This window comes from Gemmatimonadota bacterium (assembly GCA_009838845.1).
In the GTDB taxonomy this organism is placed as follows: domain Bacteria; phylum Latescibacterota; class UBA2968; order UBA2968; family UBA2968; genus VXRD01.
Genome location: VXRD01000124.1, coordinates 25814 through 42503, shown reverse-complemented (window position 1 = coordinate 42503; position 16690 = coordinate 25814). Strand labels below are relative to the sequence as shown.

The 16690-nt window shown below is 53.1% G+C and carries 14 protein-coding genes; 11 read left to right on the top strand and 3 right to left on the bottom strand.

The features are described 5' to 3' along the window. Positions 1-7: 7 nt before the first annotated feature. From F4Y39_16920 to F4Y39_16910, 3 genes are read right to left on the bottom strand one after another with little or no spacing between them, the layout of a single operon-like run. Positions 8-1093, bottom strand: a complete 1086-nt coding sequence (locus tag F4Y39_16920) for a glycosyltransferase family 4 protein (protein ID MYC15405.1) — start codon at positions 1091-1093, stop codon at positions 8-10. A 2-nt stretch (positions 1094-1095) separates the two neighbouring features. Further along, positions 1096-2151 (bottom strand): hypothetical protein, encoded by a 1056-nt coding sequence (locus tag F4Y39_16915; GenBank protein ID MYC15404.1) that lies wholly within the window; start codon positions 2149-2151, stop codon positions 1096-1098. After that, positions 2151-3053, bottom strand: a complete 903-nt coding sequence (locus F4Y39_16910) for a UTP--glucose-1-phosphate uridylyltransferase (GenBank protein ID MYC15403.1) — start codon at positions 3051-3053, stop codon at positions 2151-2153. Before F4Y39_16910 ends, F4Y39_16915 begins: the two co-directional genes overlap by 1 nt. Before the next feature lie 113 nt (positions 3054-3166). On the opposite strand from F4Y39_16910, the gene F4Y39_16905 reads away from it, so the two are divergent. From F4Y39_16905 to F4Y39_16855, 11 genes are all read left to right on the top strand, one after another. Next, positions 3167-4126, top strand: a complete 960-nt coding sequence (locus tag F4Y39_16905; GenBank protein ID MYC15402.1) for a TauD/TfdA family dioxygenase — start codon at positions 3167-3169, stop codon at positions 4124-4126. After that, positions 4101-5225: a GNAT family N-acetyltransferase gene (locus F4Y39_16900; protein MYC15401.1), complete on the top strand. Its 1125-nt coding sequence runs from the start codon at positions 4101-4103 to the stop codon at positions 5223-5225. The genes F4Y39_16905 and F4Y39_16900 overlap by 26 nt, the downstream gene beginning before the upstream one ends. 17 nt (positions 5226-5242) lie before the next feature. Then, positions 5243-6127 (top strand): NAD(P)-dependent oxidoreductase, encoded by an 885-nt coding sequence (locus tag F4Y39_16895; protein ID MYC15400.1) that lies wholly within the window; start codon positions 5243-5245, stop codon positions 6125-6127. Positions 6128-6134: 7 nt separating this feature from the next. Beyond that, entirely contained in the window at positions 6135-6398 is a 264-nt protein-coding gene (locus F4Y39_16890; protein ID MYC15399.1) for a DUF4258 domain-containing protein, read from the top strand. Then, on the top strand, positions 6395-6613 hold the full coding sequence (locus F4Y39_16885) for a DUF2283 domain-containing protein (GenBank protein MYC15398.1): 219 nt from the start codon (positions 6395-6397) through the stop codon (positions 6611-6613). The genes F4Y39_16890 and F4Y39_16885 overlap by 4 nt, the downstream gene beginning before the upstream one ends. Before the next feature lie 160 nt (positions 6614-6773). After that, the gene (locus F4Y39_16880; GenBank protein ID MYC15397.1) at positions 6774-7817 is read left to right on the top strand and encodes a zinc-binding dehydrogenase; all 1044 of its coding nucleotides are present in this window, start codon (positions 6774-6776) and stop codon (positions 7815-7817) included. Next, positions 7714-9447 carry a hypothetical protein gene (locus F4Y39_16875; GenBank protein MYC15396.1) on the top strand — a complete coding sequence of 578 codons (1734 nt, stop codon included), beginning with the start codon at positions 7714-7716 and terminating at the stop codon, positions 9445-9447. The genes F4Y39_16880 and F4Y39_16875 overlap by 104 nt, the downstream gene beginning before the upstream one ends. Positions 9448-9521: 74 nt before the next feature. Further along, the gene (locus F4Y39_16870; GenBank protein MYC15395.1) at positions 9522-10640 is read left to right on the top strand and encodes a PLP-dependent aminotransferase family protein; all 1119 of its coding nucleotides are present in this window, start codon (positions 9522-9524) and stop codon (positions 10638-10640) included. A 50-nt stretch (positions 10641-10690) separates the two neighbouring features. After that, positions 10691-15856 (top strand): RecQ family ATP-dependent DNA helicase, encoded by a 5166-nt coding sequence (locus F4Y39_16865; protein MYC15394.1) that lies wholly within the window; start codon positions 10691-10693, stop codon positions 15854-15856. Positions 15857-15925: 69 nt separating this feature from the next. Further along, complete coding sequence (locus tag F4Y39_16860; protein ID MYC15393.1) at positions 15926-16213, top strand: hypothetical protein; 288 nt, start codon at positions 15926-15928, stop codon at positions 16211-16213. Further along, positions 16186-16620 carry a type II toxin-antitoxin system HicB family antitoxin gene (locus F4Y39_16855; GenBank protein MYC15392.1) on the top strand — a complete coding sequence of 145 codons (435 nt, stop codon included), beginning with the start codon at positions 16186-16188 and terminating at the stop codon, positions 16618-16620. Before F4Y39_16860 ends, F4Y39_16855 begins: the two co-directional genes overlap by 28 nt. The last annotated feature ends 70 nt before the right edge of the window (positions 16621-16690 follow it).

Genomic DNA, 16690 nt, shown 5'->3' with positions numbered 1-16690 from the left:
GTTCCTTTCAACGCACAAAAAGATCGAAATATTCTACAGCAGTCTTATCCCACGTAAACCCAGAACGCACATACTCGCGGGCTTCGCGTTCTATTTCCTCGCGCTCTGTTGCGGGCAATTGAAAAAAAGCGTGAATCTGATCGACAAACGCCTGATAATCATTGGACGGGATGAGATACCCCCCCTTGCTAACACTCTCCGTAAGCGCATCCACAGCAAAAGCAACCACGGGCGTACCATCGTGCATACATTCGAGATGGGTAATGCCAAACCCCTCCACATCGTTGGGATAGGGCACATTGGGCATAAGAAAAAGATCGGCTGCGCCTCTAATAAATCCCAATTCTTCATCGCTCAGATAAAGCAACAACACCCGATCTTGAAGACCGTTTTCTTCCCAAATCTCGCGAATGCGCTCGGCATCTGGCCCAGAACCGCTCACGATCAGTTTGATATCTCGGTCGAGCAAAGGCACGCCGCATGCCAAAAATTTAGCCACGCCTTTCCGGGGCACTTGCCTGCCAAAATTCAGAACAATTTTGTCCCGTCCAAATTGAACACCGTGTTCGGCTTCAAATCGCGCTTTGAGAGCCTCGCGCTGCGCCCTGGGAATACTGGGCGGATCGATACCGAGATAAATAATATCAATTTTTTCAGCGGGCACACCAGCCTGAATGGAAAGTTCTCTGGTAATTTGACTGATAACAGCCACCCTGTCACAAAACGAAACACCAAAGCGCATCATGCGGCTAAATATCGGATTGGAAAACGTCATCTCCAAACCGTAAATAGTCACCACAAAACGCACGCGCGTGAACAACCTCAGAAATGGCGCAATAGAACAAATCACGCCATCGCTAAAATAAATCGCATCAACCCGCCTGAAAATAACACAACAAAATGATATCAGAAACGCATAAGGCACGAACCAGATCAGATGCAAAAGCGAATCTCTGCCCAGTGCGACCAGTTTAACCGAACACATCTCCATCAAACGATGATAGAGATTATAACAATGCGTCTGAATACCCCCCACACTGGGCGGATAGCGACGCGCGAGAAAAAGGATGCGGAAGTTGTTTTTAGAAGACATAACTATGCAATATCCGCCTGCTCACTACGCTGAATCAATTCTCGTTCCGCCTGCTCGCGGTCCGCTGCGTTTTCAAGTGGAATAACAGTCGCGCCGGGACAGGGTTTGGGATACATAATGCGACTGGCACCGGCCTGTTCCATAGCCTCGACAACCGGCTTTGTATCGCACGCAAGCGCGATAATCGTGCCGCCACCCCCTGCGCCAGCGAGCTTTGCGCCCAGAGCGCCGCCATCCAATGCAGCCTGAATCAGCCGCTCATTTTCCGGACCCGATCCTCCCAAATCGCGCTGAATCTCGTGGTTCTCAACCATCAGCGCGCCCAGATGCGCCCAATCTTTGGCGAGAATCGCGCGTTTGCCCATACGCGCCAGATGGGCAATCCGCAAATAACAACGCCTGACCTCTCGATCGCCCTCCAACCAGCGCTCTCGAATCGGCAAATGAACAGTACCCGACGAACGCTGGACACCCGTATGCCCCAACACAAAGGGATAATCCCCGACATATTCGTGGAGCGGTTCAACAGTCGCATAAGGTTCATCGCCAAATGCGCGGTAAAACTGCTTGCCATTAAAATCCATATAATTCAGACCGCCAAACATGCACATATACGCATCTTGATACCCGCATAAAGCCATATAGTTCAACTCAATATGCCGCGCCATCTCAGCGCAAAAAAAAGGATGCTCATCGCGTCCCAGAAATGCAAAAATCGCGTTGAGAATAGACACACTCATAGCCGACGAACTGGAAAGCCCGGCGGCAAAAGGCACATTGCACGCCCAGCGTAGAGAAAATTTCGCACTACCGAGATCCAGAAAATGAACAATAGCCTTCGCCACATCAAAATAACCGCCATCCGGATACAGATCCTCCGGGCAATGCACTTCAAAGCGTTGCCCGGAGACTTCAAAACTGAGCACATCGGACGGCGCAATCAGAACCGCGGCGCGTTCTCGCGTCGAACACGAAATAACGCTACCGCCGTACATATCGGTGGGATTTCCAATAATGCCACACCGCCCTGGGGCAGTGGAAAAAAACGCATGGGTCATTAGAATTGTCTCAGGCGCTTTTGCAGGTACTGGCGGAGAAGGTACCCATAGCGCTGATCGAAAAGGGAAAAATCGATAAAGGATTTGAAATACGATTCAAAATCGCCAATATCATAGCGCAATTCTTCGGGATACAACTTGATACAGCGAACAGTATGTCCCATTTTAATAAGCGTCGAAATCGCATCTGTAAGCTCGAGCTTGCCTCTGTAACTGGGAGATGTGCGTTTGAGAGCAGTAAAAATTTCGGGATTAAAAATATAACGCGCGGCCACGCCGAGATTGCTCGGTGCATTTTCCGGAGCGGGCTTCTCCACAATATGCGCGATTTCAAAATCGTCTTCAGACTCGCCGTTCACAGGCTCGACAATACCGTACTGGTTCTCTTCGCCCCCGGGCACTTCAACAACCGCAATAGTACAACTGGACCCATTTTCGCAGTGCGATTTGATCATCCGCCGCAAGAGACCCGCATGATTGCCCGACTTGATAATCGTATCGCCAAACGCGACCACAAATGGCTCGCCGGCAACAAAGTCCTCAGCCCTGCTAATGGCATCGCCTATGCCCGCGGGCGTAATGTGACCGGAAGGAATAATTTGTCGCGTATAGAAAAATTTGACCCCTTCTCTTTCATAATCGAGTTCATCGAGTGTGTGATCGCTCTCCGAGAGATAATTCTGCAATTCCGGATCCCGGTCAAAATGATCTTCTATCGTGCGCTTATCCTTTCCCGTCACAAAGAGTATCTTCTTTAACCCCTGCTCAATCACCTCTTCAACCACATACTGAACCACGGGTTTTCTCCCCACGGGCAACATCTCTTTGGGTTGAGATTTGGTCGCAGGCAACAGACTCGTGCCCAAACCGGCAACCGGAATAACGACTTTTTCAATCTCCATAGCGCGATGCTCCTCCAAATGCCAAACGCTTGACAGAGTGCAATTTGTCCCTTAGAATATCAATAAAAAATAACAGGAGAAACTTGTAGAACGCAAGGTAAAAGAATTTCATCATGTTAAACAAACAAATAACAGACGCCCGTGCGTGGACTGCTGATACAATTGATGCGTCTTCTGACTGGTATTACCCCCTGTCTGAAAGCTATTTGTCTGCGCTCGACAGCGAAGTGCAAAAACATGCGGACGCAATATCTGATCTTCGCGTCTCCGACGCCATCGCTTGTGCGCCGTGTCTCCAGCCCGTCTCAGAGGCATTGCAAATCGGACGCGGATTTGCCATCATCGAGCGCCTGCCTGTAGAACATTACACACGAGACGAAGCGCGAGCCGCATATTGGATGATTGGACAGTGTTTGGGCGTACCCTTTGAACAAAATATCGAAGGCACGCTACTCTACGACGTACGGGACACCGGGCGAGATGTAAAATCGGGCGCGCGTTTTTCTGTAACCAACGCAGAAAGTTCGTTTCACACAGATGGCGCATTCGGAACACAAGTACCCGAAATAGTCGGCCTGTTATGTATCAAAACCGCGCGATCGGGTGGGCGCAGTCAACTGATCAGTGCCTGTGCAGTACACAATATATTACACCAACAAGCGCCCAATGTTCTAAACGCGCTCTACTCATCTTTCTATTTTGACCGACGCGGACAATATCTCCCGAACGAAGCACCTGTAAAAAAGACCCCTGTGTTTTCCTGGGACAAACAAACACTAATGATGCGCTACCTGCATTATTATATCCAGGTGGGACATCGAGAAGCAGGAGTGCCACTCACGCCAGAACAAGAGCGCGCACTACAAACCGTTGAAGACATATTAAAGCATCCCGAAATGTGCGTGGAATTTGATCTCGCGCCTGGACAAATGCTATTTACCAACAACAACTGGATCCTGCACAATCGAACGGCATTTGAAGACCATCCAGATCCAGATCAAAGACGGCATTACGTGCGACTGTGGTTGATGCAAAAGGACAGTGTAGATGGCTGCATTGAGAACCGCGATTGAAGACCGCAAAAGCCGGTGGCAGATCAGTCTGTTGTTGGACGAGCAGGCTGTCAGTGGTCTCGGTGTGGTAAAAAAACACATGCAGATCGATTCTGCTGTTGTAAAAATGGGTGGCATTGCCGGTGTATGGACGGATTCCAATCATCGCCGGAAAGGATATGCCAGTCAGGCCATGTGGGAATCGATTGCACTGATGGAGCGCCAGAACTGCGACATGAGCATTTTGTTTGGCATTGACGATTTTTACCATCGATATGGGTATGCCGTGGTATTTGCCGATCAGTCTATGTGGTTGAAAACATCGCAATTATTGTCGCTGAACGGCCCTTTGAAAGCGCGGAGAGGGCGCAGGGCTGATCACGAGGCAATGCGCCGATTGTACAGAAATTACAATGCCGCACGCTCAGGCATGGACGCACGTCAAAAGAACTGGAAGCCGAGATGGTATATGCCAAACCTGGGCAAAGATACGGTTCGCCGTGCGGGAAAATTTCTGGTGGTGTATGACGCTCGGGACCGGGTGCGCGGATATGCAGTTTACGACATACAGGCGGGGCGCACCGTGGTAACAGAAGTCTGCGGAAAGGACCGCGAAGCACTTGCCTCTATCGGGAAAACCATCGCAAGACGAGCAAAACGTGCGGGCGCAGAAGAAGTACTCTTTCATCTGCCTTGCGATGATCCATTTATCTCGCTGTGCATACCCCTGGGATGTACGTGTTTGATCGCGTATCCGTTTAATCAAAGCGCAATGGGACGCATTATCCATCTGAATCGTCTAATGAAAAAATTGCTGCCCGTATTCCAAAAACGATGGGCGCACTCAGAATTGAATTGGACAGGTGAATTTGCCATTGATACAGACATTGGGCGCGTGGGCTTCGAGATTTCCGAATCGGATATTGTCATGACCGATGTTGGTGGCCGTGCCCAGGTGTCAATGCCTCAAATGGCGTTGACACAACTGGTAATGGGGTATCGACAGGTAGTAGATATTGCTTATAATGATGGAATAAAAATATCCAGACAACTGCTACCTGTGCTGGATATCCTGTTTCCCAAAGGCAATCCTTATATGTGGTGGACAGATCGATTTTAGTACGAAAGGAGAGAGCAATGTCAACCTTCACAGTTGGTTTACTCAGCCCCGGAGACATGGGACACGTCGTTGGACAAGTGGCAATCGCCTCTGGCGCCCGGGTAATAACCTGTCTCAATGGCCGCAGTGAGCGCACGCGCAAGCTCGCAGAAATAGCGGGAATCGAAGACGTACCCACATATTCCGACCTCGTGCGCGAAGCTTCACTCGTAATATGCATTCTCGTCCCCGCAGCAGCAGAATCGGTAGCCGCTCGCGTGGCTGACGCCCTGAAAGAAACGAATGAACAAATTGTATATACCGATTGCAATGCAATAGCTCCGGCAACAACCGTGCGCATTGGCAAAATAATCGAAAACGCGGGCAGTGTATTTGTCGATGCGGGTATTATCGGCGGACCGCCGCGTCAGCCTGGAGGCACGCGGTTTTACTGTTCGGGACCAGACACATCGGTCTTTGAAAAACTGAACGACTACGGGCTGGACGCGCGAAAAGTAGGCGATGAAATCGGACAGGCGTCGGGCTTGAAAATGTGCTATGCCGCGCAGACCAAAGGAACGACCGCGCTACAAACGGAATTGCTCATCGCCGCGCGGCGCATGGGCCTGTACGAAGGATTGATCGCAGAGTGGGAAATGAGTCAGCAAGACCGGTTGGCGGGCATGGAGCGGGGCTTGCCGGGAATGCCGACCAAAGCAAAGCGGTGGATAGGTGAAATGGAGGAAATCGCCAAAACCTTTGGCGATTTGGGACTCACGCCCAAAATATACGAAGGCGCAGCAGACATGTATCGCCTCGTCAGTGAAACACCACTGGCAGACGAAGCACCCGAAACGCGAGACAGGAGCCGAACACTCGCGCAGGTCATCAATATCTTTGCCGAGCAATCAAAAAGTAAATAGATTACAAATTATTGATATGGCGTATGAGTTGACAGAACATGCGCGTGATAGTTTGCGTAAGCGTCCCAATATTCGTACAGAGTGGATTGAAAGCGTACTCGACCATCCCGAGCGCGTGGACCCCGACAAACATGATCCAGAATTAGAACACCGATTAGGGCGAATTCGGGAATATGATGATCGAGTATTGCGTGTGATTGTAAAAAAAGATACATTTCCGTTAAAAATCATCACCTGCTATTTTGATCGCACGATGCGGAGGAAATTATGAAATTAAAAATAGATGAAGAAGCTGACGCTCTTCACCTTCAACTGGTAAATATTCCTGTTGAGGAGTCGGAGGAGGTTGCGCCTGGTGTCATCATCGACTACGATGCATCTGAACAGGTCGTGGGTCTTGAAATTTTGTACCTCTCCAAGAGAGAACAACCGATCAATCTTATGGATTTTCAATTTGAGACACGACCGAAAAAGTTGGCGCGTTAAGGTCAACACTGTGACGCAAAACATTCCCCTTTTCTATACTTAATGGGAAAGGGGTTATTTTTTATAAACATATGTCCAATGGCAGATTGACTTTTCGATTGTGACAAGCTATATTACGCGTTCTAAAAAACAGTGGGGAAATTTAAACCGGGAGATGTAAGTGAAAGCAGCACAAATCGTCGCACCCAGACGCATTGTGGTCGTCGAAACAGACGAACCACAACTCATGGGTGCTGGGCAAGTAAAAATCCAACTCGAACGGGCGTGTCTTTGCGGTTCAGACGTGCCATTATGGGATTACGACCACAACGAACTGGCAGAAAGAGCGCGACTCAATCCGCGCAAAGCAAAACGCGCACCATTTGTCGATTACGTCAACGGAGACCCGTATCCCCTGCGCGTTGGCCTCTCGATTCACGAATGCCTGGGCACAGTCGTTGAATCGACATCTGACCAATTTCAAACCGGCGATTTTGTCCTTGCACTACCCGACGCACAAAAGGGACTGTGCGAATATATTTGCGCTCCCGACAGCCGAACCATTCCACTGCCCAAAGGGGCTGTACCCGACGAACAAATTCTGATGACACAGCCCCTGGGCACAGTCGTATGGGCGTGCCAAAAACTCGGCAACATCGTCGACAGTGACGTGGCAATAGTCGGACAAGGTCCTATGGGATTGATGTTCACGCGCATGCTGGCAAATTTGGGCGCGCGAACCGTAATTGGACTCGACAAATTGGATTACCGCTTACACACCGCAAAAAAAATGCACGCAACCCATACGGTCAACGTCGATAAAGACGACCCTGTGGAAGCCATCCGCGAGATCACAAACGGCAAAATGGCGGATCTGGTAGTCGAAGCAGTCGGCCATCAGACAAAAACACTCAACTCGTGCATGAAACTCGTGCGCCACATGGGCACACTGCTGTGCTTTGGCGTACCCGACGATGCGTATTACCCATTTGCATATCCCGAATTTTTCAGATTAAATCTCAACCTGATCTCCACAGTTGGTCCCAATGTGGTGCCCAATTTTTCTCTTGCCCGCGACCTGATCGCACAAGGACGTGTTGACATGGCACCTCTGGTAACTCATGTATTGCCCTTTGAAGAGATTCAGCACGGATATGAGCTGTTCACCGATCGCCTCGATGGGGCCATTAAAGTGGTTATCGATTACAATTCGCTGCGAACCTGACCAGCGGGACAACTTTGACAAACACAAAAGGGGGTTTTTACCTGTGGCAGCAACGTTTGAATACGGCGCAGTAGTTGGACAACCCGAATCTGATTCTGCGGCTGTAAGCATATTGAGAAAGGGTGGGAACGCAGTCGATGCCGCTGTTACAGCGGCATTCCTCGCCTGTGTTTTGGCACCTAAATCGTGCGGCATTGGCGGTTATGGCGGCGCGATGACCGCCTATATTGGCGGCGAAGTCGTCTGCATTGACTTTAACACAGTCGCACCCAAAGAGGCCCATGACCGGATGTTTCGCGTAACGCGCTCCGACGGGCGATTTGGTTCTGCTGTCAGCGGTTATGCCAATTCAACCGGTTATAAAGCCATCTCCGTACCCGGCGTACTGGCAGGTCTTGCTCTGGCCCTGGAAAAATTTGGCAAAATGCCACTATCTGAAGTACTCGCACCTGCTATTCGCGCATGTGAACGCGGATTTCGGGTATCGGCAAACTACGCTACAGGCGTTGCCCAAAGCGAAGCGCGCATTCGCGAGTTCCCAGAAACAACCCGCTTATTGATGATCAGCGGCGAAGTGCCCAAAAGCGGCGACCGTGCACAAAACCCCTATTTGGGCAGAATGCTCAGTCAAGTTGCAGACAAAGGCGTACGCGAATTTTATGAGGGACGCATCGCAGAGCGTATTGTCAAACACATTCGGGATAACGGTGGGATCTTATCGCGAGATGATCTGGCAAATTACGAAGCTCAAGTCGTTGAACCAGTACAAACGGCTTGCATGGAATACGATATGTACAGCTCGCCCCTTTGCAGTGCTGGATTGAGCCTGGCGCAAATGTGTGCCATTGCCGACGAAGCCGAATTAGACCTCTACGCACGAGATTCCGCCCGGTTGGCCCATGGCATGGTCGAAATCATTCGCGCAGCCTGGATGGACCGATACCGGCATTTTGGCGATCCAAAGCAAATACATGTAGATACAGACATGCTGATGTCGGATATCAATCTCGGTGCAAATGCCAAAGAAATTGCCACATATATTGCCGAAGGAAAACGCGGACAATCGCTGTTGCGGCCATTTTATACGGGCGGCACGACGCATATTTGCACAATAGACGCGCAAAGCAACATGGTCGCCCTGACCCTCACGCACGGACCGGGCTATGGCTCTCTTGTAACAATTCCCCGCATGGGCTTGTTGATGAATGCGGGCATGTCGCGGTTTGACCCCGGCTCGGGCTTAAAAAACTCAATTGCCCCCGGCAGAGCACCCATCATGAACATGGCACCAACCATTGTGTTGCAAGATGGTGAACCCGTCCTGACTGTGGGCGCGTCTGGCGGAACGCGGATCCCATCGTCTGTCTTTCAGGTTTTGGCGCGAAGGCTCGTACTCGACGAAGATCCCGAATGGTCCATCGCAGCCCCTCGAGTACATTCAGAGGGCAATGAATGGGTAAGCATAGAAGAAGAGTTCGGCGAAGCCGCGCCAGATTATCTGAGTTCAGTCGGATACAAAATAAACAAAAAGGGCGCGGCAGCCGCCCGTGTTCGGATGATTGAGATTGTGGAAGACGGATTGCTGGCCATGTACGATCCGCGCATGAAGGCGCGAGAAAAAGGCTATTAAATGTAGGTGGCGGTTTCAAACCGCCACCTACCCTCACGTCTTACGTCTCACCTTTTTAACTGGAGATAAATCACATGGAGCGATATCCTTTTGGCAGCGGACGTCCCGATCCGGCATCATTTCCCAAGCGGGAATTGGCCGAAGCCGCCATGCGTATCTTGCCCGAAATGGGCAATGAACTGGCACTTTATCCCGGCACATTGGGATATCAACCGATGCGACAGGTCCTGGCTGATCGCCTGTTGCGACGCGAAGGGATCGCCCCTCCCGTTGAAGAAATCGCATTGACCAATGGCTCAATGCAGCCCGTGACCCTGATGGCGCAGATGTTTATCGATCAGCCTGGCGATGGCGTCGTCATGGAGGAATTTTGTTACTCCGGTACAATTGGCGCATATAACAAAGAAGGCGCAGAATTGGTGAGCATTCCCGTGGATGAACACGGCATGCGGATGGACGCACTATCCGACGAATTAAAAAAACGAGCCGGTAACGGGAAACTGCCCAAATTCATTTATGTACTCGCAACATTCCAAAATCCCACGGGTGCGATCATGCCCCTCGAACGGCGAAAAGAACTGTTGCAAATTGCCGCACAGTACGAGATCCCCGTCGTCGAAGACCACTGCTATGCCGACACGGTGTATGAAGACGATTATTACGTACCTTCCCTCTATACCCTCCCAGCGGAAGTGCCCGTAGTACATATTGAATCCCTCTCCAAAATTCTGGGGCCAGGTGTGCGCCTGGGGTGCTTTTTCACCAAACAACCCCTCCTGGGCAAAATTTTGCAAATTCGTCGAGACGGCGGCACGAGTTCGCTCGCCGCAGCCATTGTGTACGAATACTTTCGCGAGCACCTGTGGACCCATGTCAATAACATCAACGCAATCGTAAAAGAAAAGCGCGACTTGATGTTTGAAATGCTGGGACAATCTCCCGACGCTTTTGAATGGTTCAGCCGTCCCAAAGGCGGATTATTTATCTGGGTCAAATTGCCCGATGCCACCGATGTGATCGAATGCGAACAAATAGCCGAATCCCGCGGAATCGACTACGCCACCGGCAAAGCATTTCACGTACACCACGACGACGTGCCCTACCTGCGCCTCGCATTTGGCTACGCATCCCTCGCACAAATCCGAGAAGGTATTCCCAAGCTGGCAGAATGCGTCATGGCAACGCAGAAATGAAGTCGCATTTTTGAGCCACTTATTGGTCTTTCAATAATGTGAACATCGCTATGGTCCCAAGTCAATCTCCCCACTTTCTCTCTCTGGACCTTGAAGTCGGCAAGCAAGATCACCGCATTCGCGCATTTGCCGCAGTGCGTACGGACGTTGATCAACCGTTGGTCTTCCACGGCGGCGACCTGGCAATGGCGTTGGCGAAACTCGACGACTTCGCTGATGGCGTGGACTTCCTGCTCGGCCACAACCTGATCACTTTCGATCTACCACATCTGAAAGCCGCGAAGTCCGATCTACGGATATTGGAGCTACCGCCGGTAGATACATTGTGGCTCAACCCCCTCGCCTTTCCCCGTAATCCCTATCACCACCTCGTCAAACACTATCAGGATGGACAGCTCAAACGCGGGCGATTAAACGACCCGGAACTCGACGCCTGCCTCGCGCTGGAAGTCTTCGACAGTCAACAAACCGCCTTGCGCGATGCACCTTTTAGCTTACTCGCTGCGTGGCATTGGTTGACCGGAACAGGACCTGACAGCGCGGGGTTCGACGCCGTATTCGCTGCCATAAGGTACTCGCCCCTGTCAACCGAAGCAGCAGCCAACGCGGCGATCCGCGAGCGACTTGCGGGCATCGCCTGCCAGAATCGCGGTCAGGACATTCTCGAGAATGTCGCTCAAAGCGGCTGGCCACTGGCTTACGCGCTGGCCTGGCTATCAGTTTCCGGCGGTAATTCTGTGATGCCTCCGTGGGTACGACATCAGTTTCCAGAAGCCAGTAAGCTGGTTCGCCAACTACGCGATATGCCCTGTGGCGAGTCGGACTGCGACTGGTGTGGGGAGAGACACAATCCACGCAAAGAGCTTAAACGCTGGTTTGGATTTGACGATTTTCGTCCAGAACCGGTGGATCAAGACGGCCAGCCCATGCAGCAGACCATCGTCGAGACAGCAATGGCTGAGGAGCACGCTCTAGGCATTCTGCCTACCGGCACCGGCAAATCGCTCTGCTACCAGATCCCAGCTTTATCCCGCTATGACAAGACCGGTGCTCTCACGGTGGTAATTTCGCCTTTGGTCGCGCTCATGGCGGATCAGGTGGCGGGGCTGGAGGCACACGGAATCGGCTCCTGTGTGGCTATCAATGGGTTGCTGTCCATGCCCGAGCGAGCCGATGCGTTGGACCGGGTTCGACTCGGGGACGCAGGCATCCTCATCATCTCACCGGAGCAACTCCGCAATCAATCTCTGCACAGGGTACTGGATCAACGCGAAATCGGTGCCTGGGTGCTGGACGAAGCCCACTGCCTCTCAAAGTGGGGACACACCTTTCGGCCCGATTATCGCTACATAGGACGCGTCATCCGCAAAAAGGCGGGACAGGATCCGATCCCACCAGTGCTATGCCTGACCGCAACCGCCAAGCCCGATGTGGTAGCGGACATCAAGCAATATTTTCAGGACGAACTCGGTATAAGACTGAAGGTTTTCGATGGCGGTTCTCATCGCACCAATCTGGAGTTCATAGTGGTGCCAACAACCGGGGGAGAGAAGTTCTCGCACATCCACCAGATTCTAATGACTGACTTGCCACCGGACCTGCCCGGAGGAGCCATCGTCTATTGTGCTACACGCCGACAGACCGAAGAGGTAGCGGAATTCCTGCAGGACAAAGAGATCGCGGCAGACTACTTTCACGCGGGGCTACAGCCCGAGACCAAGAAGAATGTGCAGCAGTGCTTCATCAGCGGCGAGCTACGCGTGATCGCGGCTACCAATGCCTTTGGCATGGGCATCGACAAACCGGATGTGCGTCTGGTAATCCACGCCGATATTCCCGGGTCGCTGGAGAACTACCTGCAGGAGGCAGGCCGCGCCGGACGAGATCGGCAGATGGCGCGCTGCGTACTTCTCTATACGACGGACGATGTGGAGAGACAGTTCGGCTTGTCGGCGCGTTCGCGGCTCACCCGGCGGGAGATTCACGGCGTCCTGAGAGCGCTGCGCAACCTGGATCGAAAAAAACGTCTGGACGGCGAGGTCGTGGCCACAGCAGGCGAAATCCTCAGCGAGGACGACGAAAAGGTATTCGAACGAGACTCAACCACCGACGATACCCGCGTGCGAACCGCCATATCCTGGCTTGAGGAGGCGATACTATTGACCAGAGATGAGAACCGGGTGCAGGTATTTCCTTCATCTCTCCGGGTGGATTCGGTAGAGGAAGCACGCAACCGGTTGGCGAAGGCGTCCATGACCGACAACCACCGGAGACGACTACTCAGAATCGCCGAAACGCTAATCGATGCCGACCCCGATGAAGGCATCTCCACTGACGAACTGATGGGCGTATCCGGCCTGAGTGCCGAAGGCGTACGCAGTGCCCTATACAATCTGGAGCGGCTGGGCATCGCCAGCAACGATACAGTGCTGACCGCCTTTGTCCATGCGGGAGTGGTGCGCAACTCGCTCAAGCGCTTTGATGAGGCGGCGGAGTTGGAGACCGCCCTGATCTCGCAGATGCGCGAAGTCGCACCGGATATGGGCAAGGGAGACACCTCAATCCTGCATTTGCGCGTCGCCGCGCAAACTCTGAGGGATGAGGGAGTGACCGATCCCCTGCCGGAACGACTATGGCGCATTCTCCGCAGTATCGCCAACGACGGACGCGGCGAAGAGGGCGACGCTGGCAGCCTCGGGGTACGACGACGAGACGCAGAGACAGTGCAGGTAATGTTGCGACGCGAATGGTCGGATTTGGAGGAACTCGCGTCGCGTCGGCGCGAAGGGGCAAAGCGCCTGCTAGATCACTTACTCGCCTGTCTGCCACCCGGGAGTCGAGGCCTGGATCTACTGGCGGAGACCACCCTTGGCAAACTATTGGAAGCGATCACGTCCGACCTGTTTATAGAAAGCAGGAATCCTGAGAAGTTGCTGGATCGCGCGCTCCTGTGGCTGCACGAGCAGGAAATCATTCGTCTCAACAAGGGCCTTGCGGTATTTCGTCCGGCCATGACCATCCGGCTGGAGGAGGAAAGGCGCGGCTTTGCCACCGCCGACTTTGCACCACTCGATTTCCACTACAAAGGGCAGGTGTTACAGATCCATGTAATGGTGGAATTCGCGCAGCGGGGCCTCGACAACATGGCCGACGCTCTGCGTCTGGCTATTGACTACTTCAGTTTGAAGCAGGAGGATTTCCTTCGCCGCTGGCTACCAGATCGGGATAAGGAAATAGCAAGGGAGACCACGCCCGAATCGTGGAGAGCCATCGTCGAAAGTCTGAAAAATCCCATTCAGCAGCGCATCGTTGCGGATGATCGGGAGCAGACGAACGTGCTGGTGCTCGCCGGTCCCGGCTCGGGTAAGACGCGAGTGCTGGTTCACCGCATCGCCTACCTCATACGCGCAAGGCGCGAAAATCCCCGCGGTATTCTGGCGCTGGCCTATAATCGACACGCGGCAGTCGAGATCCGGCGACGCCTCATAGATTTGATCGGCGACGACGCCCGCGGAGTAACTGTGCTCACTTGTCACGCGCTGGCCATGCGACTGGTAGGTGTCAGCTTTCAAGAGCGAGAACGCCGGCTACTCGACGACGATGCATTTCGCGAAGTTTTGCGCCAGGCAACGGCACTGCTGCGCGGCGAGGGGCTAGAGCCGGAGGAAGCGGATGATCAGCGGGAACGGCTCCTCGCGGGTTTCCGCTGGATTCTGGTAGATGAATACCAGGACATTGGCGCGGATCAATACGAGTTGATATCTGCCCTGGCCGGACGAACCCTGAAAGATGAAGACCGCAAGCTCACCCTCTTCGCAGTAGGCGACGACGACCAGAACATCTATGCCTTCAACGGTGCTTCAGTGGAGTTCATCCGTCGTTTCGAAGCGGATTACGGGCCAAAGCCCACCTACCTGATCGACAACTACCGATCCACTGACCACATCATCGCAACGGCCAACGCGCTGATCAACCCGGCGCGCCAACGGATGAAGACCGGACATCCCATCCGCATTGACCGGGCGCGTGCGAAGAATCCGCCCGGTGGCGACTGGGATGCGCTGGATCCGATCTCTCGCGGTCGAGTCCAGATTCTATCTACCTGGCGCGATCCGATCTCGCAAGCGCAGGTCGCTATGGCAGAGTTGCAGCGTCTCGCAGCACTCTCTCCGAATTGGGATTGGTCCACATGTGCAGTGATCGCACGCGAGTGGAAATATCTGGATCCGGTACGTGCATTCTGCGAAACCCACCATATCCCGGTGCAGATGGGAAACGAAGAAATTCCGAGCTTCTGGCACCTGCGGGAAACTCGGGAATTTGTTGAATGGCTACGTGGACGAGATACCCGTCTGGTAGATAGCGCGGATCTGAACAATTGGGTAGATGCACACCCCTCAGGACCCTGGATTGAGCTACTGCGGCAAGCCCTGGACGAGCACACCCTGGAAACTGGCGGCGCAGAAGTACCGGTGGACCACTTCATCGAGTGGCTGGCCGAATGGGGGCGAGATATACGCCGCCGCCAGCGCGGGCTCTTGCTATTGACCGCACACCGCGCCAAGGGATTGGAATTTGATCACATAGCGGTACTCGATGGAGGCTGGAACAAAATCGACAGAAGCGAAGACCCGGATGCATCGCGCAGGCTCTACTACGTGGCTATGACGCGCGCCCGGCAGACTCTCGCGCTCGTGCGTTTTCAAGGATCGCGCCCGGCAGGAGGTACACGACCGGATTTCGTAATGGAATCTGAACCTCCAGTGTACGGACGCTTGCACTCGTTGCCATATACCTTTCCGAACAATGGCTCGGTTCTGCACCGCACATCCGGTGACTCGCAGCCGGAAATCCTGGAACTCGCACGTCAATATCGACGACCCAGTCTGCGCGAGGTCAATCTGGGATTCGCAGGGCGTTACTACACCAACCATCCGGTGCATCGTGCGATAGCCTCTCTGTCGCCCGGTGATCCAATAGAGACGCGGATTGCCAAAACTGGCTCCTGGGAATTGCTGAACCAGTCGGGAATGGTGGTGGGGCGTCTTGCCCAGGCGTTTGAACCCCCATCGGGCATGCGGTGCAAGTCTGCCACAGTCTTCGCTGTCGTGGATTGGAGTCGCGAAGCATCGGAATCGCAATACCGCGACCACGCGAAATGCGATGCCTGGGAGGTTGTGGTGCCGGAACTGGTGTTCGAGCCAGAACGCGAGTAGCACACCAAAATCTGTTTATTCAGAATTTTCCTTGATGATTTGGCGTCTTAATGGTACACTTTATACGCGATGTGTGACTTCAAATTGGAGGTAAAGAAGATGGCCAGCATGACAATACGTAATCTTAGCGACGACATTAAGCAGCGTCTGCGCATCCAGGCGGCTGAGCATGGCCACTCAATGGAAGAGGAAGCGCGGATAATTTTACGTGCTGCGCTTATGGAGCACACGCCTCCCATCAATTTAGCACGCGCTATACACGACCGATTCGCGCCCCACCCCGATTCGAAAGGCGTTTTGGCAACCATGACTGGAAGGAGTTCTGATTCATGCAATATGCCTATCCATGCAATCTGATTCCCGATCACGAAGAAGGTGAGGGATTCGTCGTGACCTTCCCCGACGTACCGGGAGCCATAACAGGGGCGCAAACCAGGGAAGAATCTCTTTTCTTAGCCGAAGATGCTCTCGTTGCCATGCTCGCTGTGTACGTCCAACAGCAACGGAAAATCCCAACGCCAAGCCCTGTTGCCGACGATCAAGAACTCGTCGCACTCCCGCCTATTGCCGCCGCCAAGTTGGCTCTCTATACGGCCATGCGCGAGCAGGGAATCACTGGGGACGCGCTCGCCGTTCGTCTAAACCTGAGCGATTCCGCCATCCGCAAATTGCTCGATCCGGACTGTTTCTCCCATATCAGTCAGATCATGAAAGCACTCCGAACCGTTGGGCGCAGCCTGGTCATAGAAGACAGAGCGGCATAGTTGCCCATATCTAAAAAAAATCTGGATCGCGGCTCAAAACCATGCCGCGATGACGGCTTGCATATACAGT

Bases quoted from the DNA above. Each gene is read 5' to 3' on its own strand.
- F4Y39_16920 (MYC15405.1), bottom strand. From the start codon at position 1,093: ATGTCTTCTAAAAACAACTTCCGCATCCTTTTTCTCGCGCGTCGCTAT.
- F4Y39_16915 (MYC15404.1), bottom strand. From the start codon at position 2,151: ATGACCCATGCGTTTTTTTCCACTGCCCCAGGGCGGTGTGGCATTATT.
- F4Y39_16910 (MYC15403.1), bottom strand. From the start codon at position 3,053: ATGGAGATTGAAAAAGTCGTTATTCCGGTTGCCGGTTTGGGCACGAGT.
- F4Y39_16905 (MYC15402.1), top strand. From the start codon at position 3,167: ATGTTAAACAAACAAATAACAGACGCCCGTGCGTGGACTGCTGATACA.
- F4Y39_16900 (MYC15401.1), top strand. From the start codon at position 4,101: ATGGCTGCATTGAGAACCGCGATTGAAGACCGCAAAAGCCGGTGGCAG.
- F4Y39_16895 (MYC15400.1), top strand. From the start codon at position 5,243: ATGTCAACCTTCACAGTTGGTTTACTCAGCCCCGGAGACATGGGACAC.
- F4Y39_16885 (MYC15398.1), top strand. From the start codon at position 6,395: ATGAAATTAAAAATAGATGAAGAAGCTGACGCTCTTCACCTTCAACTG.
- F4Y39_16875 (MYC15396.1), top strand. From the start codon at position 7,714: ATGTATTGCCCTTTGAAGAGATTCAGCACGGATATGAGCTGTTCACCG.
- F4Y39_16870 (MYC15395.1), top strand. From the start codon at position 9,522: ATGGAGCGATATCCTTTTGGCAGCGGACGTCCCGATCCGGCATCATTT.
- F4Y39_16865 (MYC15394.1), top strand. From the start codon at position 10,691: ATGGTCCCAAGTCAATCTCCCCACTTTCTCTCTCTGGACCTTGAAGTC.
- F4Y39_16860 (MYC15393.1), top strand. From the start codon at position 15,926: ATGTGTGACTTCAAATTGGAGGTAAAGAAGATGGCCAGCATGACAATA.
- F4Y39_16855 (MYC15392.1), top strand. From the start codon at position 16,186: ATGCAATATGCCTATCCATGCAATCTGATTCCCGATCACGAAGAAGGT.